Annotated in this window: 16 protein-coding genes; 13 read left to right on the forward strand and 3 right to left on the reverse strand. The window is 51.0% G+C overall.

Annotated elements, in window-relative coordinates; genetic code table 11:
- Positions 1-72: 72 nt before the first annotated feature.
- The gene (locus FCN80_RS08560; RefSeq protein WP_136989736.1) at positions 73-1704 is read right to left on the reverse strand and encodes an ABC transporter substrate-binding protein; all 1632 of its coding nucleotides are present in this window, start codon (positions 1702-1704) and stop codon (positions 73-75) included.
- Between the two features lie 309 nt (positions 1705-2013).
- On the opposite strand from FCN80_RS08560, the gene FCN80_RS08565 reads away from it, so the two are divergent.
- The 3 genes from FCN80_RS08565 (at position 2014) to FCN80_RS08575 (ending at position 3963) form a co-directional block, all read left to right on the forward strand.
- Positions 2014-2547 (forward strand): NAD(P)H-dependent oxidoreductase, encoded by a 534-nt coding sequence (locus tag FCN80_RS08565; protein ID WP_136989737.1) that lies wholly within the window; start codon positions 2014-2016, stop codon positions 2545-2547.
- 98 nt (positions 2548-2645) lie between these two features.
- On the forward strand, positions 2646-3185 hold the full coding sequence (locus tag FCN80_RS08570) for a hypothetical protein (protein WP_136989738.1): 540 nt from the start codon (positions 2646-2648) through the stop codon (positions 3183-3185).
- Positions 3186-3216: 31 nt separating this feature from the next.
- Complete coding sequence (locus FCN80_RS08575) at positions 3217-3963, forward strand: SDR family NAD(P)-dependent oxidoreductase (protein ID WP_170975345.1); 747 nt, start codon at positions 3217-3219, stop codon at positions 3961-3963.
- Between the two features lie 90 nt (positions 3964-4053).
- Here the strand turns inward: FCN80_RS08575 and FCN80_RS08580 are convergent, their stop codons facing one another.
- Positions 4054-4977, reverse strand: a complete 924-nt coding sequence (locus FCN80_RS08580; protein WP_136989740.1) for a LysR family transcriptional regulator — start codon at positions 4975-4977, stop codon at positions 4054-4056.
- A 699-nt stretch (positions 4978-5676) separates the two neighbouring features.
- Here FCN80_RS08580 and FCN80_RS08585 point away from each other — a divergent pair.
- From FCN80_RS08585 to FCN80_RS08625, 9 genes are all read left to right on the forward strand, one after another.
- On the forward strand, positions 5677-6456 hold the full coding sequence (locus FCN80_RS08585) for an amino acid ABC transporter ATP-binding protein (RefSeq protein WP_136989741.1): 780 nt from the start codon (positions 5677-5679) through the stop codon (positions 6454-6456).
- Between the two features lie 10 nt (positions 6457-6466).
- Entirely contained in the window at positions 6467-7138 is a 672-nt protein-coding gene (locus FCN80_RS08590; RefSeq protein ID WP_230492565.1) for an amino acid ABC transporter permease, read from the forward strand.
- A 10-nt stretch (positions 7139-7148) separates the two neighbouring features.
- Entirely contained in the window at positions 7149-7823 is a 675-nt protein-coding gene (locus FCN80_RS08595; RefSeq protein ID WP_136989742.1) for an amino acid ABC transporter permease, read from the forward strand.
- Between the two features lie 259 nt (positions 7824-8082).
- Positions 8083-9381, forward strand: a complete 1299-nt coding sequence (locus tag FCN80_RS08600) for a flavin-containing monooxygenase (protein ID WP_136989743.1) — start codon at positions 8083-8085, stop codon at positions 9379-9381.
- Between the two features lie 13 nt (positions 9382-9394).
- Positions 9395-10096 carry an SDR family NAD(P)-dependent oxidoreductase gene (locus FCN80_RS08605; protein ID WP_136989744.1) on the forward strand — a complete coding sequence of 234 codons (702 nt, stop codon included), beginning with the start codon at positions 9395-9397 and terminating at the stop codon, positions 10094-10096.
- A 125-nt stretch (positions 10097-10221) separates the two neighbouring features.
- Positions 10222-11004, forward strand: a complete 783-nt coding sequence (locus FCN80_RS08610) for an aspartate/glutamate racemase family protein (RefSeq protein ID WP_136989745.1) — start codon at positions 10222-10224, stop codon at positions 11002-11004.
- A 69-nt stretch (positions 11005-11073) separates the two neighbouring features.
- The gene (locus FCN80_RS08615; protein ID WP_136989746.1) at positions 11074-12375 is read left to right on the forward strand and encodes an NAD(P)/FAD-dependent oxidoreductase; all 1302 of its coding nucleotides are present in this window, start codon (positions 11074-11076) and stop codon (positions 12373-12375) included.
- Between the two features lie 15 nt (positions 12376-12390).
- Entirely contained in the window at positions 12391-12924 is a 534-nt protein-coding gene (locus FCN80_RS08620; RefSeq protein WP_136989747.1) for a hypothetical protein, read from the forward strand.
- A 283-nt stretch (positions 12925-13207) separates the two neighbouring features.
- The gene (locus FCN80_RS08625; protein WP_136989763.1) at positions 13208-14032 is read left to right on the forward strand and encodes a substrate-binding periplasmic protein; all 825 of its coding nucleotides are present in this window, start codon (positions 13208-13210) and stop codon (positions 14030-14032) included.
- Between the two features lie 38 nt (positions 14033-14070).
- Here the strand turns inward: FCN80_RS08625 and FCN80_RS08630 are convergent, their stop codons facing one another.
- The gene (locus tag FCN80_RS08630; protein ID WP_230492567.1) at positions 14071-14646 is read right to left on the reverse strand and encodes a 4'-phosphopantetheinyl transferase superfamily protein; all 576 of its coding nucleotides are present in this window, start codon (positions 14644-14646) and stop codon (positions 14071-14073) included.
- 991 nt (positions 14647-15637) lie between these two features.
- Between FCN80_RS08630 and FCN80_RS08635 the strand changes: the two genes are divergently transcribed.
- Complete coding sequence (locus FCN80_RS08635; protein WP_136989748.1) at positions 15638-15901, forward strand: helix-turn-helix domain-containing protein; 264 nt, start codon at positions 15638-15640, stop codon at positions 15899-15901.
- Positions 15902-16070: the final 169 nt, after the last annotated feature.

The following is a 16070-nucleotide window of genomic DNA, read 5'->3' on the forward strand; positions in this document are numbered from 1 at the left end:
TTCACGCCGACCCTCGCTGGCCGCGTTCGCCTATTTACCGCCGCGATGCGGCTTGGCTTACCGCGCGGTTTTTCACTTGGTTTTCAGATACAGGTCTTTTGTATAGTAAAAACCCAGCGGCGACGGGGCGAAGCCGCCCACAGCCGGTTTCACCAACTGGTTTTGCACACCGTAAAATACCGGAACAACGGGGCTATCGGCGGCAATGATATCGCTGGCTTTCTGGTAATCGGCCTGGCTTTCCGCCAATGTTTGCGCGGCGCCGGCCGCTTTGACGGCGGCGTCGAATGCCTCGCTATGATACAGACAGGTATTTTGGCTGTCGCCGATACGGAAGGTATTCAGAAACGTGGACGGTTCATTGTAATCGCCAATCCAGGTATACCGGACCATATCGAATTTTCCCTGATGCATGGTGTCCAGCATGGTTTTCCATTCTTCATTTTGCAGTGTGACGTGCGCGCCCAGCGTTTCTTTCCACATGGACGCCGCGGCGATGGCGATGCGCCGGTTATCGTCGGTGGTGTTGTACAGCAACGTGAAGGTCAGGGGATGAGCGCTGGAGTATCCGGCGGATTTCAACAATGCCTGCGCTTTGTGAACCCGTTGCTGCTGCGACCAGGCGGCCCATTCCGGCGGCCTGATTTTGATGCCGCCCATGGACAATGGCAGCACGGCCCAGGCCGGTTGTTGCCCCTTGCCGATGACTTTCTCGGCAATAATGCCCTTATTAAGTGAAAGGTTAATTGCCTGACGTACCCGCACATCCGTAAAAGGCGGTTTATTGTTGTTGAACTGGAAATAGAAGACGCTGAGTACCGGCGTGCTTTTTATCTGATCGGGAAGGGACTTTTTCATTTGCGGGAAGTCCACCGACGGGATGGTGTTCGTGATGCTGATTTCCCCCGCCCGATAGCGGTTCAATTCAGCGGTGCCGTCGTTTAACGGCAAAAAGGTCACGCGATTGATGACCGTATGCGCGTTGTCCCAATATTTGTCATTACGCTCCAGCACGACCTTCTCATTCACCACCCACTGCGCCAGTTTATAGGCGCCGCTGCTGACCATATGGCCGGGCAATGTCCATTTATCGCCATAATGTTCCACATTGTGCTCGCTGACCGGGAACAGGGACGGATGGGCGACAAACTGCAAAAAATACGATACCGGCTGGTCAAGGGTGACCTGCACGGTATGATCGTCAAGGGCGGTCACACCCAATTGATCCGGAGGAAGTTTACCGGCGGTGACCGCCTGGGCATTGGCGATATGCGCGTAATTGGCGAAGGAAGCGTAAGGGGAGGCGGTTTTCGGGTCGGCAAGGCGCCGCCAACTGAAAACGACATCCCGTGCTGTAATCGGACTGCCGTCGGACCAGGTCAGTCCCGGACGCAGATGAAACGTCCAGACGCGGTTATTCTTGCTGTCCCATGACGCCTCCAGCGCCGGCTCTGCCCGGCCGTCCGCCGCGGTGCGCACCAGTCCCTCGAACAGGTCATTGATGATATTGAACGATTCATTGCTTTCCGCCAGTTGCGCATCCAGCGTGGCCGGCTCTTCTCCGTTGCCTCTGACGATTTCCTGTTTGGATGCCAAATGCACGCCGGGGGGGACCTCGGCGGCGCTGGCCGACAACCCGGCATAAAGCCCCAGACACGCCATCAACACAACCCTGGTTATTTTCTGAACTGTTTTATCTGCCATTTTCCATTACCTCCTTCAAAGAACTTAGAATTCCCCGCCAGACAGACTGACGATTGACAGAGAAAACACTAGCAAACCCTGTGCCAGGCAGAGGATTACCTCATTGGGGCGAACATCGCCGACAACGAAGCGATGTGAAATATGACGCGTATAGATATTACCCATAGGCATTCTCTATTCTTTCCATAGAATATCCGAGGTTCACCCTGGATGCCCTTTGGCGCAGAATCAAAATGGCGCTGTCTGCTTTTCACAATAATCGCGGCATTGTGGACGGTTTTGAGAATAATGAATATCCTTAGGTGACTGATGAAAGCGTTAATTCTGGTTGCGCATCCCGATCTTAATCACTCTTTGATACACAAGCGATGGATAAGGGAAATACAAAAAGAGACGGATAATTTCACTCTACATGATATTTATGCGGAATATCCTGACTGGAATATCAATGTTAAAAGAGAGCAGAATCTGATTGAGAGCCATGATGAGCTGGTTATACAATTTCCTTGTTTTTGGTTTAGTTGCCCGCCATTGCTTAAAAAATGGCAGGATGAGGTCATTACCCGGGGCTGGGCATTCAATGGCGGCAAAGCGTTTGTTAACCGGAGAGTCCGCCTGGCTGTTTCCGCGGGTATGAGAGCGAGTTCATATTCGCGACAAGGCATTATGGCATGCACGTTGGAAGAATTACTTCTGCCCTATCAATGCGTATGCCGGTTTATCCAAGCGAAATATGATGGTTTCCACGCTTTTTACGGCACGCAAGATGATGCTGATGATCATGAGTATAGGGACAAGCTGGAAGAGAACACTCGCCAATATCTGCATTTTCTCAACAATTGAAATGACCCTAACCTGAACACCTTGCGTCGCCTCGCCGCCAACAAAGAGGCAACCTGGAGCATCACGGGGATAACGGGCACCGTTGACAAGGGGAAAGTATGAAAATCACGGTTCTGGATAACATCGTATATCAAGGTATCAACTATACCATCATTCCGATTGATCACTGTATTCCCATCGGCCAGGCATTGAATGATGAAGGCGGGAGATGGCATATTCATGTTCTGCCCCCTGGGTGTCAATATAATCCGTTCGCGTCATGCTATTCCATGGTTATCGAAGATGATGACGGCCAGATAGCGTATCTGGCTCAATCAGACGTCTTTCCCGAAGCCGATAAAGTCCTGGTTAAATTATTGCATGGCGACGGGATAATGGCCGGCAACCCCGACATCCCGGTCGAAACACCAGAAACTGAGGACACCATGCGATATTTGATAACCTCGCTGGTCGACAAAAAAATAGCCTGGCATCACCATATGCATTTCCCCTCATGCCTATTAAATCCCCTTCCAGGGAAATGGACCCTTAGCGTGGAATCTGAATTGGGAACACAGATTGAGGCATTCGATGAAGAACCCCTCGCGTTACTTGGTTTCATTGAATCCCGTTTTTTTTCAACGCTGAAAAACCGATGATACATGCCATTTTTCCTGAATGGACGGCGCGATGAAAACCAAAAATTATCTCATCACAGGCGCGAGCGGCATCGGTTTATCTGTCGCCGCGCGGTTTATCAGCGCTGGCGCGCGCGTGTGTTTTCTCAGCCGGACCCAGGCGTCCGTTGACGCCGCAATCGGCAAACTGGGTAAACAGGCCATAGGCGTGGCGGGTTCCGTAACGGAAACATCCCCTATCCTCGCCGCGATAGACAGGATGCACGAGGAATTTGGCGGTATTGACGGGGCGATAACCTGTGCGGGTATCAATGAAGTCCAATCCGCATTTGACGTATCGGCGGCGACTTTCAGGAAGATTCTCGACATCAATGTCCTGGGCAGTTTCCTGGTGGCCCAGGCCGTGGGGAAATCCCTGGCGGCGAATTCGGGCGGGGCCATCACGTTTATGAGCTCGGTTTATGGCGAAGCGGGGGCGCCGCAAAGAGCCGCGTACTGCGCATCGAAAGGGGCGCTACACACACTGGTCGAGAGTCTGGCGATTGAATGGGGTCCGCTGGGGATACGGGTGAACGCGGTGGCGCCCACGGGCGTGCGCAGCGCAATGGTCCAATCGCTGATTGAGGCGGGGAAATACAATCTGCCAGGCGTCAAAGCGCGCACGCCTCTGGGACGATTGGCGGAACCCGAAGAGATAGCCGATGCCTGCTTTTTTTTAGCCAGCGACCAGGCGAAAATGATCTCTGGACATGTACTGCCGGTGGATGGCGGCTGGCTTGCCAATGGTTATATCCTCTAGTTCGCCGCCGGGCATGTGCCTGGCCAGAGGGTGTCCGGGGCAGCGTCATGGCAACGCGCGGGCGGGCTTACCAGACTGTGCAATAAAGGCTTATTTCTCAATGTGATCGTAAAATGCCTGTATTTTCGCCAGATACTTGCGCATCATGGCGATGATTTCTCTGGTGCCGGATGATATAGCCGTGTCCGAGCGATAAATAAACCCGAAGACTTCATACACGGGCGGCGTAATCGGCACCCACTTAAGCCGGTTCTGATAACCCAACTGATGCATGATGGGGCGGGTGGCGATAACGTCGCCGACGCCCCGGGCCGCAAGTTCGAAGGCGGTTTCCTGGTGCTCAACCTCGATAATGGGCTCAAGTTGCTTCCCGACGCCGCTGGCTCGCTTCGCAAGCAATTTTCTGATGGGATCGGTATTACGCCACTTGGCTTCGCTTAAGATAAGCGGCGCCCCAAGCAACGCTTCAATATTTTTCTCCCCCGCCAATCTGCCCTCATCGGCGCTGATGTAGCCTACACGGGCGGACCAGACCGGCTCGCTGGCCACCAGACTTTTATTATTGACGGGTAACATAACCAGCCCGGCCTCTATTTTACCGTCCATCACGGCGTCCGCCACCTCGCTTGAATTAAGGCCGACGACCTTGAGTTTGACGTCCGGAAAGGCATTATGAAATTCCTCGATCAGATCGCTTAAGAAATACTGGTATGAGCTGCCAAAAGTGCCGAAGCTTACCACGCCGCCTTTTAACTTCCTTACCGACTGTACCGCGTTATGCGCCTCCTGAGCGGCGTTCACCGAGGCCCTGGCATGGGGAAATAGGCGGTTTCCCGCTTCGGTCAGAATCAGTTTGCGATTGGTTCTGATGAAAAGATGCGTGCCTAAGGAATTCTCCAACCGCAATATTTGATCCGATAACGAAGGCTGGGCGATGTTAAGGTGTTCCGCCGCTTTCGATAATGTTCCGTGCTCAACCGCGGCAAGAAAATACTGCAATTGTTGTAATGTCATGCTGTCATCGCCCTTCTGTTCAATTTTGCAGGTTTTCAGGTTAACGCCATGATAATCATTATTTTTGAATTCAGCCCGCCGCGACCCCTTATCGGCTGAACCCCCGCAAAATGACGGGTTGCCACGGCCGCATCTTGGTCACATCTGCGTGTTATTAGCATCTGCAAATCCTATAGGGATGTCATATACGAAAAAAGAATGGAAAGGATAATCCTTCGCGTTACCGGGGCGAGCTTGCGGTTCGCTAGTGGTGAATAAAATTTCAACTTAATGATTTATATGTATTAAAATAAGAAAATCCGTAAAAGGCGCTGCACGCCTGGCGCGCGTATCTTCATAGGATTATCTGATAGAAATTTCCTCATATAGCCATAACCTATGGAAGTAAAAGGTATCACCTGCTTCATTATCTCCATCATAACAAATATTAATGTAGTGGCGGTGTGAAAAATTAGTTATGTTCTATGGCGAGAAAGTTATGGTTTTGTATGGCAATTCAGTGTGGCAAACGAATAATGCCAAGGCCAATCTGACTCAATGCTATAGGGTGGCCGTTAATCCTCATATTTACCGGCCAGAATAACTGTCTGTGTCTTTACATCATCCCTGAGCCGGGGAATAGGCAGTCTGTCCTGGCGTCTGTTTTTATCTGATTGCAAAGATGTTGTCAGAGAGCAAAATCAATTTGGGAGTTGGTCAATGACTTCTTCGTTTCTGTCTGTACGTAATTTGGTGAAATCTTTTGGTTCTGGAATTCCTCCGGTGCTGAATGGAATGAATTTCCGCATGAGCCCAGGGGAACGCATCGTGGTTATCGGACCAAGCGGTAGCGGTAAAAGTACCTTATTGCGTTGCATTATGGGATTGGAAAAGATCGACTCAGGCAACATCAAATTCGCGGGAAAAGATTACATCACCGCGGATGTCAATCTGCGGATGCCCAATACGATAAACAGGGAGATACAGGCCAGGATAGGGATGGTCTTCCAGCATTATACTTTGTTTCCTCATTTGACGGTATTGGGAAATCTCATCCTGACGCCGGTCAAAGCCCGGGGCGAAAAAAAAGCGCGGGCGACCGAACGCGCAATGCAGTTTTTGACGCGCCTCGGTTTACAGAATCGTGCCGATGCCTATCCGGGTATGTTGTCCGGCGGACAGAAACAACGCGTGGCCATTGCGCGGGCATTGATGCTGGATCCGGAGATTATGCTGTTCGATGAGGTGACATCCGCGCTGGACCCGGAGCTGGTGGCGGAAGTCGAGGGCGTCATGATGGAGCTGGCGGACCAGAACATGTCCATGATGATTGTGACCCACGACATGTGGTTCGCGAAACGCATCGCCACCCGGGTGGTCTTTTGCGCGGACGGCCAAGTGGTTGAAGACGCGGCGCCTTCAGCCTTGTTCAACTCGCCCGTGCAAACCCGAACGGCCAACTTCCTCAAAAATGTACTCCATGTCGAACCGGTATCATGAAGGTGACGCTATGACATCTTTCTCGTGGAATATGCATGTCATCATTACCGGCTGGCCCCAGCTCATGAGCGGGCTGCTTATGACATTGCAATTAACATTGATATCAGCCGCTATCGGCATCGTGGCGGGCTTTCTGTTAAGCCTTATCGCCATGAGCCGTTTTAGGGTCCTGCGCTGGCCGGCGGTCGTGTTTATCGAGCTATTCCGCTGCACGCCGGCATTGGTGCAAATCGTCTGGATATTCTATTGTGTGCCGATTTTCATCCATGTGTATTGGAACCCGTTCGCGATGGCCGTACTGGCGTTGAGCCTGAATGTGACGGCTTTCAATGCCGAAGCGTATCGCGCGGCCATACAAACCATTCCTTCCTCCCATCATGATGCCTGTGTGGCCCTGGGTCTCTCGCCGTTCAAGAAAACGGTTTATGTGGTCTTCCCCCAGGCATTCATGATGGCGATACCGGTTTTGTTGACCAACACCATCGGTTTGTTGCAGCAGACATCATTGGTGGCCATTGTTGCCATCGCCGACCTGATGTATCAGGGCAAATCGCTGGCGACGGAGTTTTATCGGCCCATTGAAGTCTACACCACCGTCGCCTTGATTTATTTTGCCGTATCGTTGCCGCTATCGCAGTTGGTGGGCATGTATGAAAAACGTTTGCACAGGATGAGTCAGTAGGGGAGAACACATGGTCGATTTTTCCACTGCGTTTGGTTTTATATTCGCCTACAAAAGCGCCATATTAATGGGATTAGCGCACACATTGTATTATACGGCGATAAGTCTGGTCGCCGGGCTGGTACTGGGTTTTATCGTGAGTATCGTCCGCTACTCCGGGAACGTTGCACTTGGCCTCATTGCCAGGGCGTATGTCGAGGTTTTTCGCGGAACGCCGATGCTTATCCAGTTGTTTTGGTTTTTCTTCTGCCTGCCAGCGCTGTTGGGCGTCGATTTGGGCAATCAAACGGCCACGATTTTGACGATGACGCTCTATATGGGCGCAATTTCGAGCGAGAGTTTCAGGGCGGCGTTGAATTCCGTCGGCTCGGAACAACGTGATGCGTGCATTTCTTTGGGCATGCCGCTGCGCGTCATGCTCCCTTATGTTTTTTTGCCGCAGATGCTCATGCGGTCGGTGCCCACGCTATTGTCCAACAGCGTGACTTTGTTTAAAGAGAGCGCGCTTATTTCCGCCGTGGGAATGACGGATCTTATGTATCAAGGACAAATGATAGCGGATTCAACGGCGCGACCGGTCGAAATATTGACAACCATTGCATTGATTTATTTTTTTATCGCTTTCACGATTACTCGTATTGTGACTCTCTATGAACAGGCCTTTTTGCGGAAACTGAAACTGTAATGACCCCAATATACTCTAAATATTGCAAGCCGCGTCGCGGCGACGGGCCATTGCAGCCAGCAAACAGGCAACTTGCCGTATGACGAGTCGTTACCCTAAATACTGAATGTATGCCGGGTATAGTCTTGTCATTATTTCTACTATAGGGCAAGGCTATATAGAGTAAAAGGTTTGTATGCTTCACCGGCATGGATAATCAGCCTATTAATGTAACGTAAGCGTTGTGAACTTGTTATTTTCGTTATCAGGAGAAGAGATTATGACATCGCAGCCGCCATATTGCGTCATTGGCGCGGGCGCCGCTGGCCTTGCCGCCATTAAGACACTTCGCGATCAGGGGATTGACGCTGACTGCTTTGAAAAATCGGATCGTGTGGGAGGTCATTGGCATGTGGATTATGATGCTCTCCATCTTATTACCCCCAAGGGCAGTTCTTGTTTTGATGATTATCCCATGCCGGTTGATTATCCGCTCTATCCAAATCGTGACCAGGTTCGCGAATATATCCGGAATTATGCTGAGCACTTTCATTTATATGACCATATTCAGTTTAATTCCACCGTTGAACATATTGCGCCATTAGGAAATAAAGGGGATGCCGGTTGGGAGGTCACTGTTAATGGCCAGGTTCGCCACTATGCGGGTGTCGTGGTGGCCAACGGCCATTTGTGGGATCCCGCGTTTCCCCCCGAGTCTGGCGATTTTACCGGTATCTCCCTGCACTCGTGCCAATATCAAAACACCAGCCAGTTGCAAGGGCGGCGTGTATTGGTCGTCGGTTGCGGCAATTCCGGCTGCGACCTGGCGGCGGACGCGGCGCAACACCGGTTTGATACCGATGTGGTCATGCGCCGCGGCCAGGTGTTTCAGCCCAAGGCCCTGTTTGGTTTGCCGCGGGCCGAGCTGCCGTTTATCAACCAGCTGCCGCCGGAGCTACAGAACTCACTGACCCAGATACTGATCCTGGCATCGCTGGGTAGCTGGAAAAACTATCCGGGCATGCCGGAGCCGGAAACATGGGATCTGGAACAACAGCCTCCGGTGGTGAACAATCTGCTGCTCTATTGGATTCAGCATGGACGCATTAACGTCCGCCCGGCTATCGAACGTATCCAGGGAAAAACCGTGACCTTCACCGACGGCAATCAAGGGGAATATGACAATATCCTCTGGGCCACGGGCTTCCATGCCACCCTGCCGTTTATTGACGGGGCACAACTGGAATGGCGGGATGGCGTTCCTTTACGCACGGCGGCCATGACATTGCCCACCACGCTTGAGAACCTGTATTTTGTCGGTCTCGCCGCTCCCCGCGGCGCGCAATGGCCGGTGTATTGCCAACAGACCCGATTGATCGCCCGCATGATGAAACTGCAAACGCGGGGCCTGAAAAACCTTGCCGCCTTACTGGCGAGCCAGCAACAGCCGGATGCGCGTATTGATATCGTTCGTCGCCTCTGGCAGCAAAATTATGATGAAACGGACAAAACGCTCGACCTGCTGGAAAAAGTGCATGTCGGCGCCGTGCAATCGATTTTCACCCCATCTATTTCCTAATAAGGAGAGAGGCATGTCTGAACGAAGCAAACCCGTCGCCCTTGTCACGGGCAGCGCATCCGGGATGGGCAAAGCCGTGGCGGACCGGTTTTTATCGGAAGGCTGGCGGGTGGCGGGGGTGGATTTGGCGGTGCAGGACAGTCGCCACGACTTTATCCCGGTACGGGCGGACATCACCCAATTTGATGCGTTGAAATCCGCAGTGGCGGACTCGCTGGCGGGAGAAAGATTGTCGGCGGTAATCAATGCCGCCGGCATTTTCCCGGTATCCAATTTACAGAGTTATAGCAGCGAACTTTATCGCCGCATTTTCGACGTCAATGTGCTGGGAACCATGAACGTGGCGCGCACGGGACGGGATTTAATGGCGAAGGAGGGGGGATGCATGCTCTTTTTCGCCTCGGTGGACGCTTTTGCGGTATCACCCAATCAACTGTTGTACAGCGCGTCAAAGGCGGCGGTCGTCTCGCTAACCAAGTCCCTAGCCATTGAATTGGTGGATGCGGGCATCGTGGTTAACAGTATTGCGCCGGGCTGGGTGGAGACGGAAGGCACCCTCGCCGGAGGACGGTTGAAGGACGGCGTGATGGCGGTTCCGATGAAACGGGCGGCAAAAGTGGAGGAAGTCGCCGACTGGGTGTGGAAACTGTGCGCCGCGCCGGGGTACATCACCGGCGAGACAATGGTTGTCTCTGGCGGTGTTTATATGCGTTAGCGCCCATCGCACGGATATACCCGCCGAACGTCCGATTGTCCGCTGATGTATTGAGGTGATAGGCGAGAGATAACATGGGTTGATGTGGACGGCGCCCTAACGATTTTTCAGATAAAGAGGTGAGTATGCGTATTTGCTGGATACACCCGACAGCCAGAACCGCCGCGCTGGAAGATTTATGGTCCGCTATTGAGACGAATATAGCGGCCATTACGGAAAAGGACACAACGATTCATTTTCGCTTTCCCGCAATGAGCACGGGATTTACTCGCTCTCTTTATGCTGAACATATCAATTCCGTACTGATGCTGGAAGAAGCGCTAAAGGCGCAGGACGAGGGATTCGATGGGGTGTTCTTGGGATGCTGGAACGATGCGCTCTGGGAGGCCAGGGAAATATTGGATATCCCGGTCGCTTCGGTGGGAGAGCAATCGATGCTCGCTTCATTGGCGATGGCCCGTAAATTTGCCGTCATTACGGTTTCGGACAAAACCCGAGTTGCCATTGAACGGGATATTATGGCCTATGGTTTACTGGATCGCGCCATAAATAATCCTGTTCGCACCATCAAACCGTACTCTTCGGCACAATTGCTGATGGAGTCCGTGACCGCGCCGGAAAAACAGTTTATCCCGTCATTTGAAAAAGTGGCCAAACAATGCATTGACGATGGCGCTGAAATTATTTTGGTGGGCTGTACGTATTATGGCACGCTTTTACGTAAGGCCGGATATCGTCATATTCCTGGAACACAGGTTCCGGTCATGGATTCGTCCGCTGTGGCCATCAAATATCTGGAAAATATGATCAATATTCACCAAAAGTTGGCAATGGTGAAAAGTCGCGCTTTGACTTTCGCGCCGCCGCCGGCTGAACAACGCGATAAATCCAGAAATTTATTCCGTTAGGGGGAGCAAAGATGAATCCGCGCAAGTGTGGCAATCATTTCCGGACCAACGCGCAGATTGGGAGAGTCAATGGATAAGCGGCTAGATGGTAAAATTGACGATGTTTATTGGGCAATCGTCAGCCAGGAAAAAATCAGTCTCCCCGCGCGCACGGATAAAGATGACTATGATCTGGTCATTGTCGGCGCGGGTTACTGCGGACTTTCTACGGCTTTGCACGCCGCGAAAAAGGGCCTATCGGTTTTGGTTCTTGACGAGAGTTCCGTGGGCAGCGGGGCTTCTGGCCGTAACGGCGGGGCGGTTGTCCCCACCTTTCCGGGGGCATTGACCGTGGAAGACGTCAAAAATACCCTGGGCGCAGTCAAAGGCGAAAAATACGCGCAACTGGTGAATACCGCGCCGGACTATCTTTTCGAACAGATCACGCGGTATGGCATCCAGTGTCATCCTAAACAAAATGGCTTTATTCAGCCCGGCCACTCTGAGAAATCGTTATATAAGATACAGAAAGTCTACCAATCATGGCAAAAAAGAGGCGTTGATATCCACTGGCTCTCTGGCGACGAGGTGAAGGAAAACACCGGCGCGCATGGCTATTTAGGGGGATGGTACCAGAAATCAGGGGGAACAGTGGAGCCCTATGCCCTTGCGCAAGGGCTCGCCCGGGCCGCATTAGACGCCGGCGCCGATATCTTGGAAAACCATCGCGTCGCAAGTATTGCCAAAGTGGGTGGTGGTTATCAGATAGCATCATCCAAAAGGGTTTTCAAAGGGAAAAAGGTTCTGATTGCCACCAACGCCTACACCCAGAACCTTCTGAGGCCCCTGGGTAAATCAGTGATACCCGTCAGGCTGTACCATACGATGACACGGCCGTTGACCGAGCAGGAACGCCGGGTTGTACTACCCAAAGGCATTACATTTACCGATCTGAGAAAGTCCGGCGGTTTTGGTCGGTTGGATTCATTCGGCCGGCTTCAATCGGGCGGCGCGGTATTTACCCCGACCGGTAAAGAATACGGCATGGCGCATGCCAGGCTGAGGATGCAAGAGTTGTTCCCTTCCCTGGCAGGTATTGAACTGGAATATTATTGGGAAGGATATTGCGCCATTACTGAAGAATGGGTTCCCTCTTTGCAGATTCATGATGTGGATTTTTATTCTTTTATTGGATTTTCGACAAGAGGCGTCGCGTTGAGTTTTTCCGTCGGCCGTATTTTAGCTGAACTGATAAGCGGGGAATTATCCCATGAAGACTCGCCGCTTTTTGTTTGTAAAAACAAAATACTTCCTTTACATGCAATAAAAGAATATCTGGGGGGATGGGTTTTCCCATTTTACAAAGCGCGAGATAGGCTTAAATTAACTTGATACCCTGAGGGATATATGTCAAAATTCATTAACCACCTCGGTATGGTTTACAATGAAATTCCCATTGAAGACGTGCTTAAGTTGGCGCATGAGTTAATTAAACAGGGGAAGGCATGGCATTCACACGCAATTTCACCGGGTTGCCATTTTAATCCTTATCCTGACCGATATGCTGTGATGCTTGAGGATAATACCGATAACATCATCACTATTTCGCCTTCGGTGACTTTCCCGGAGGTCGATAAGCAGTTAGTTAAACTTCTACACGGGGATGATATTCTGGGTACGGAAATCCCCCCGGATTGCGAGGCGGTGGCGCGCGCGTCCCCGTTACTGAGCAAAGTGTTGGTATTTGAGCGGCAGGGAGTACGCTGGCATCATCACATGAATTTTCCTGAGTGTTTAATGACACCGCATACCACTCAATGGACAATGACGGTGGAATCAGAACAGGGGGTACTGGAGGAGCAATATGATGAAGAGCCAAAAGACATTCTCAAGTGCCTGGAAATGTTGTACTTTCGCCATCAAGACAGTGACAAAGGATAGTCAGGGATTGCATTTTTCCTGGTTTTTTTATTTTTATTCATGGGGTGTTTTCCCCAATATGGATGAGTCGTGGTCGCTTAATTGATGACTTATTCATACTCGCCATACTGCAAGTTGCCTTTTGGTTGGCTGCGAACGCTCGCCGCCACAATACTTGAATTATACAGGGTATATACCCGGCCACGGACTTTATCGTGACGGTTGTATTGAATAGACTCATTAAGTGTCTGTCATGTTAGGAAGCCTCCTAATCTCTAACTTCAGCCTGAGGTAAATCATGAAAATGTATTTCACCCAAGTTTTACGACGCCAGCCACTGATCTGTTGCTTATTTCTGACTTCCCTTTTTTTACCTGCTCTTGCGCGGGCGGAAGGGACAAACGATTTATGGAAACAGGTTAAAGAACGGGGTGTGCTGAGGTGCGGTACCGCCGTGACCCCCCCTTATATTATCCGCGATCCGCTTACGCAAAAGTACGGCGGGCCTTTCGTTCAGCTCTGCAAAGATTTTGCCAACAACGTGCTGCACGTTAAGGCGGAATTGGTCAATACCAGTTGGGATAATATGGTCGCGGGTATCCAGGCCAACCGGTGGGACCTGGGCATGTCATTGTCGCAGACCCCGGAACGGGAAAAAAGCATCGCGTTTTCATCGCCGGTTATCTACTCAAGCGTTACTTTCTCCTATGCCAAAAATAATCCTAAACTTACCGCTCCGGCCAAAATCGCCGATTTTGACAAGCCCAATGTCACGATAGCCGTCATGTCGGGTTCCATTGCCGATACGGCCTGTAGCAAAATATTTACCAAGGCGCATATCATGCGGCTGCCGGGGTCTCAGGAAGCGACGATGGCGCTTTTATCCCATCGCGCGGACGTCTATGCCGACGATATCGGGACGAATATGATTGTGGTGGCCGCGCATGCCAAGGATTTGGCCGTGTTTAAACCCGATCCGCCGCTCCAGTCTTTGCCGGCCGGTTTCGGCCTGAGAAAGGACACCTCGAAAGAAGATCTCGATATTCTGAATAAGTTCGTCATTGATATGCGTCAATCCGGCGCAGTGGACAAGATGCTCAAAGAGGCGGTGGATAAGTCTCTGAAGTAGTTGATGGTCTACCAGGACTGCGGTGGAGTGGCGTTTCTTCATCGCGGACCGCCCTCTCCTGCGCGCCGATAAACGCGATATCCCTCGTCGTCAGTCTGTATGGTGTGGGCGTAAACACCGCCAGACTTAACACGCCCAACCGGCAAGGGTTGGGAAGACGGGCAGGGGAACGGCGCTGTCAATGCCCGCCATACGCCGCCGCCGCGTTGCTTGATGAACGCTTCTTTGCGGGTCCAGACGCGCCAGAAAGCCGCGAATTGTCCTTGGGCGGGGGCGGCGTTTATCCCGGCGCGCTCGCCGGGACTAAACAGCGCATCGGCGAGGTCGCGCCAGGCGGCGCGCGGTTGGATGACTTCAATATCACAACCCACTTCGCCTTCATCGCTCAGAAACAAGGCGATGTTGTCGCCGCAATGGCTGAAGGTAAACCACAATGACGGGCCATTGGCGAACGCGGGTTTACCCTGTCGCCCGTAAATCATATCCGGTAGCGCTGACTTACCCGAAAACGTGCCGTTTCCAGATAACGATAAAATTTTCTGCGCCTGGCCTTGTTTATCCAGATAAGCCAGTATGCCCGTATTGCGTAGGCAGGGCGCGGACTGAAACAGCATCGGTGCGAAGGCGATACGTTAAGCTTCAGTCATCGCTTCCAATGCACTAAGTGTATCACACCCATCATCATCAGGGCGGCAAACCAACCCATGATTTTTTCATAATAACTCCATTTGACATTATTTATCTTGTTTTATTGATTCGAGGGTTGGGCGATAAAGATGGCAATAGGATCATCCCTGATGTTGGCTTTTGACCATTAGACAGTAAGAATCGTAGATTGATGCTGAATGTCAAAGAGTATACAAAGAGAAAAAATCTCCTCAATACTTTTGTTATCAGAGAATACGAAAAATTGGATGGGCATTTCTATCATTAGCCAGTTGTTCCATGCGCAACTGTTTCGTTTATTCTGAATATTGAGATAGGTAAAATAATTGCACCATAATCCACTTTCCTACAGCATGTCTATTTATGCACACCGATTAGCCTTTCAACCGAGGTGAAGAGATTGCCCCATGTCGAGCAAACAACATTACCGATAAATGCTGGCGCACAGAATATACACAACAGCAAGCGTCATGCTTTGGTCCCATTCAATCAGCGATACAATCCGGTATCGCGATTGCGCCGCAGGCTCAACGCGTTACGGCGGATCTGAACGCGGAAATCAGCATAGGCCTTCCGGCGCTGCCGGTGGTGTACTTTACTCTGAGTGTTTCATCCGCTGCGGCCCGAAAACCAGAGGTTATCCGTTTTACAGGCATCGCCGGGAGGACCTTCGTATATATGATTTTTACAAAAAAGTCCAGTATATCAATGTATCGTGTTTTTAAAAATTTGCTCTTTTCGCTTTCATAAAAAAAAGAAATTTTCAAGGTGTCTTTTGTGCAGTGCATAAAATCACCAATCGGGCATACTTTTACTATGCAAAAGCATAAACATCTCTCTGAGTTTCCATTAGGGCGGATGTGAGTACCTAGGGTAAAACTGTTCCCTATGGGTTCTTAATGTCGACCGTCAGGTCATTACCAATGAGAAGGCGAAAAGATGAAAAAAGATTGGCACAAGGCAGATATCATCGCAGCGTTACGAAAACAAGGAACGACCTTGGCTGGCTTGTCCCGTCAGTCTGGTCTCTGTTCAAGCACACTGGCGAATACCTTGGTCCGCCCATGGCCTAAGGGTGAAAGCATCATAGCTCAAGCGTTAAATATGCATCCTTTTGAAATCTGGCCGAGTAGATATTATGACGATAATGGTAATTTGGTTGAACGCAGTAGGTTAAGAAAGAAATACCGTCGGCAAGCTTAGGGAATTTATGATTAACACTATTAAAAAGCAGGATAAAATCCTGCAATAGTTATTACATGTCTGGATAACAGAATATGCAGTGATTACTCGGAATTGATCTTGACCCGTTATATTCAGACAGCTTTTATCTCTAAGTTAGTGTTATCCGTCGGCTCCGGTATTCCCTCGG

Source organism: Martelella alba, from assembly GCF_005217455.1.
Taxonomy (GTDB): Bacteria; Pseudomonadota; Gammaproteobacteria; order Enterobacterales; family Enterobacteriaceae; genus Acerihabitans.

Coding starts and splice junctions, on each gene's coding strand:
- FCN80_RS08635 (WP_136989748.1), top strand. CDS start 15,638: ATGAAAAAAGATTGGCACAAGGCAGATATCATCGCAGCGTTACGAAAA.
- FCN80_RS08575 (WP_170975345.1), top strand. CDS start 3,217: ATGAAAACCAAAAATTATCTCATCACAGGCGCGAGCGGCATCGGTTTA.
- FCN80_RS08570 (WP_136989738.1), top strand. CDS start 2,646: ATGAAAATCACGGTTCTGGATAACATCGTATATCAAGGTATCAACTAT.
- FCN80_RS08560 (WP_136989736.1), bottom strand. CDS start 1,704: ATGGCAGATAAAACAGTTCAGAAAATAACCAGGGTTGTGTTGATGGCG.
- FCN80_RS08605 (WP_136989744.1), top strand. CDS start 9,395: ATGTCTGAACGAAGCAAACCCGTCGCCCTTGTCACGGGCAGCGCATCC.
- FCN80_RS08600 (WP_136989743.1), top strand. CDS start 8,083: ATGACATCGCAGCCGCCATATTGCGTCATTGGCGCGGGCGCCGCTGGC.
- FCN80_RS08585 (WP_136989741.1), top strand. CDS start 5,677: ATGACTTCTTCGTTTCTGTCTGTACGTAATTTGGTGAAATCTTTTGGT.
- FCN80_RS08595 (WP_136989742.1), top strand. CDS start 7,149: ATGGTCGATTTTTCCACTGCGTTTGGTTTTATATTCGCCTACAAAAGC.
- FCN80_RS08610 (WP_136989745.1), top strand. CDS start 10,222: ATGCGTATTTGCTGGATACACCCGACAGCCAGAACCGCCGCGCTGGAA.
- FCN80_RS08615 (WP_136989746.1), top strand. CDS start 11,074: ATGGATAAGCGGCTAGATGGTAAAATTGACGATGTTTATTGGGCAATC.
- FCN80_RS08580 (WP_136989740.1), bottom strand. CDS start 4,977: ATGACATTACAACAATTGCAGTATTTTCTTGCCGCGGTTGAGCACGGA.
- FCN80_RS08620 (WP_136989747.1), top strand. CDS start 12,391: ATGTCAAAATTCATTAACCACCTCGGTATGGTTTACAATGAAATTCCC.
- FCN80_RS08630 (WP_230492567.1), bottom strand. CDS start 14,646: ATGCTGTTTCAGTCCGCGCCCTGCCTACGCAATACGGGCATACTGGCT.
- FCN80_RS08565 (WP_136989737.1), top strand. CDS start 2,014: ATGAAAGCGTTAATTCTGGTTGCGCATCCCGATCTTAATCACTCTTTG.
- FCN80_RS08590 (WP_230492565.1), top strand. CDS start 6,467: ATGACATCTTTCTCGTGGAATATGCATGTCATCATTACCGGCTGGCCC.
- FCN80_RS08625 (WP_136989763.1), top strand. CDS start 13,208: ATGTATTTCACCCAAGTTTTACGACGCCAGCCACTGATCTGTTGCTTA.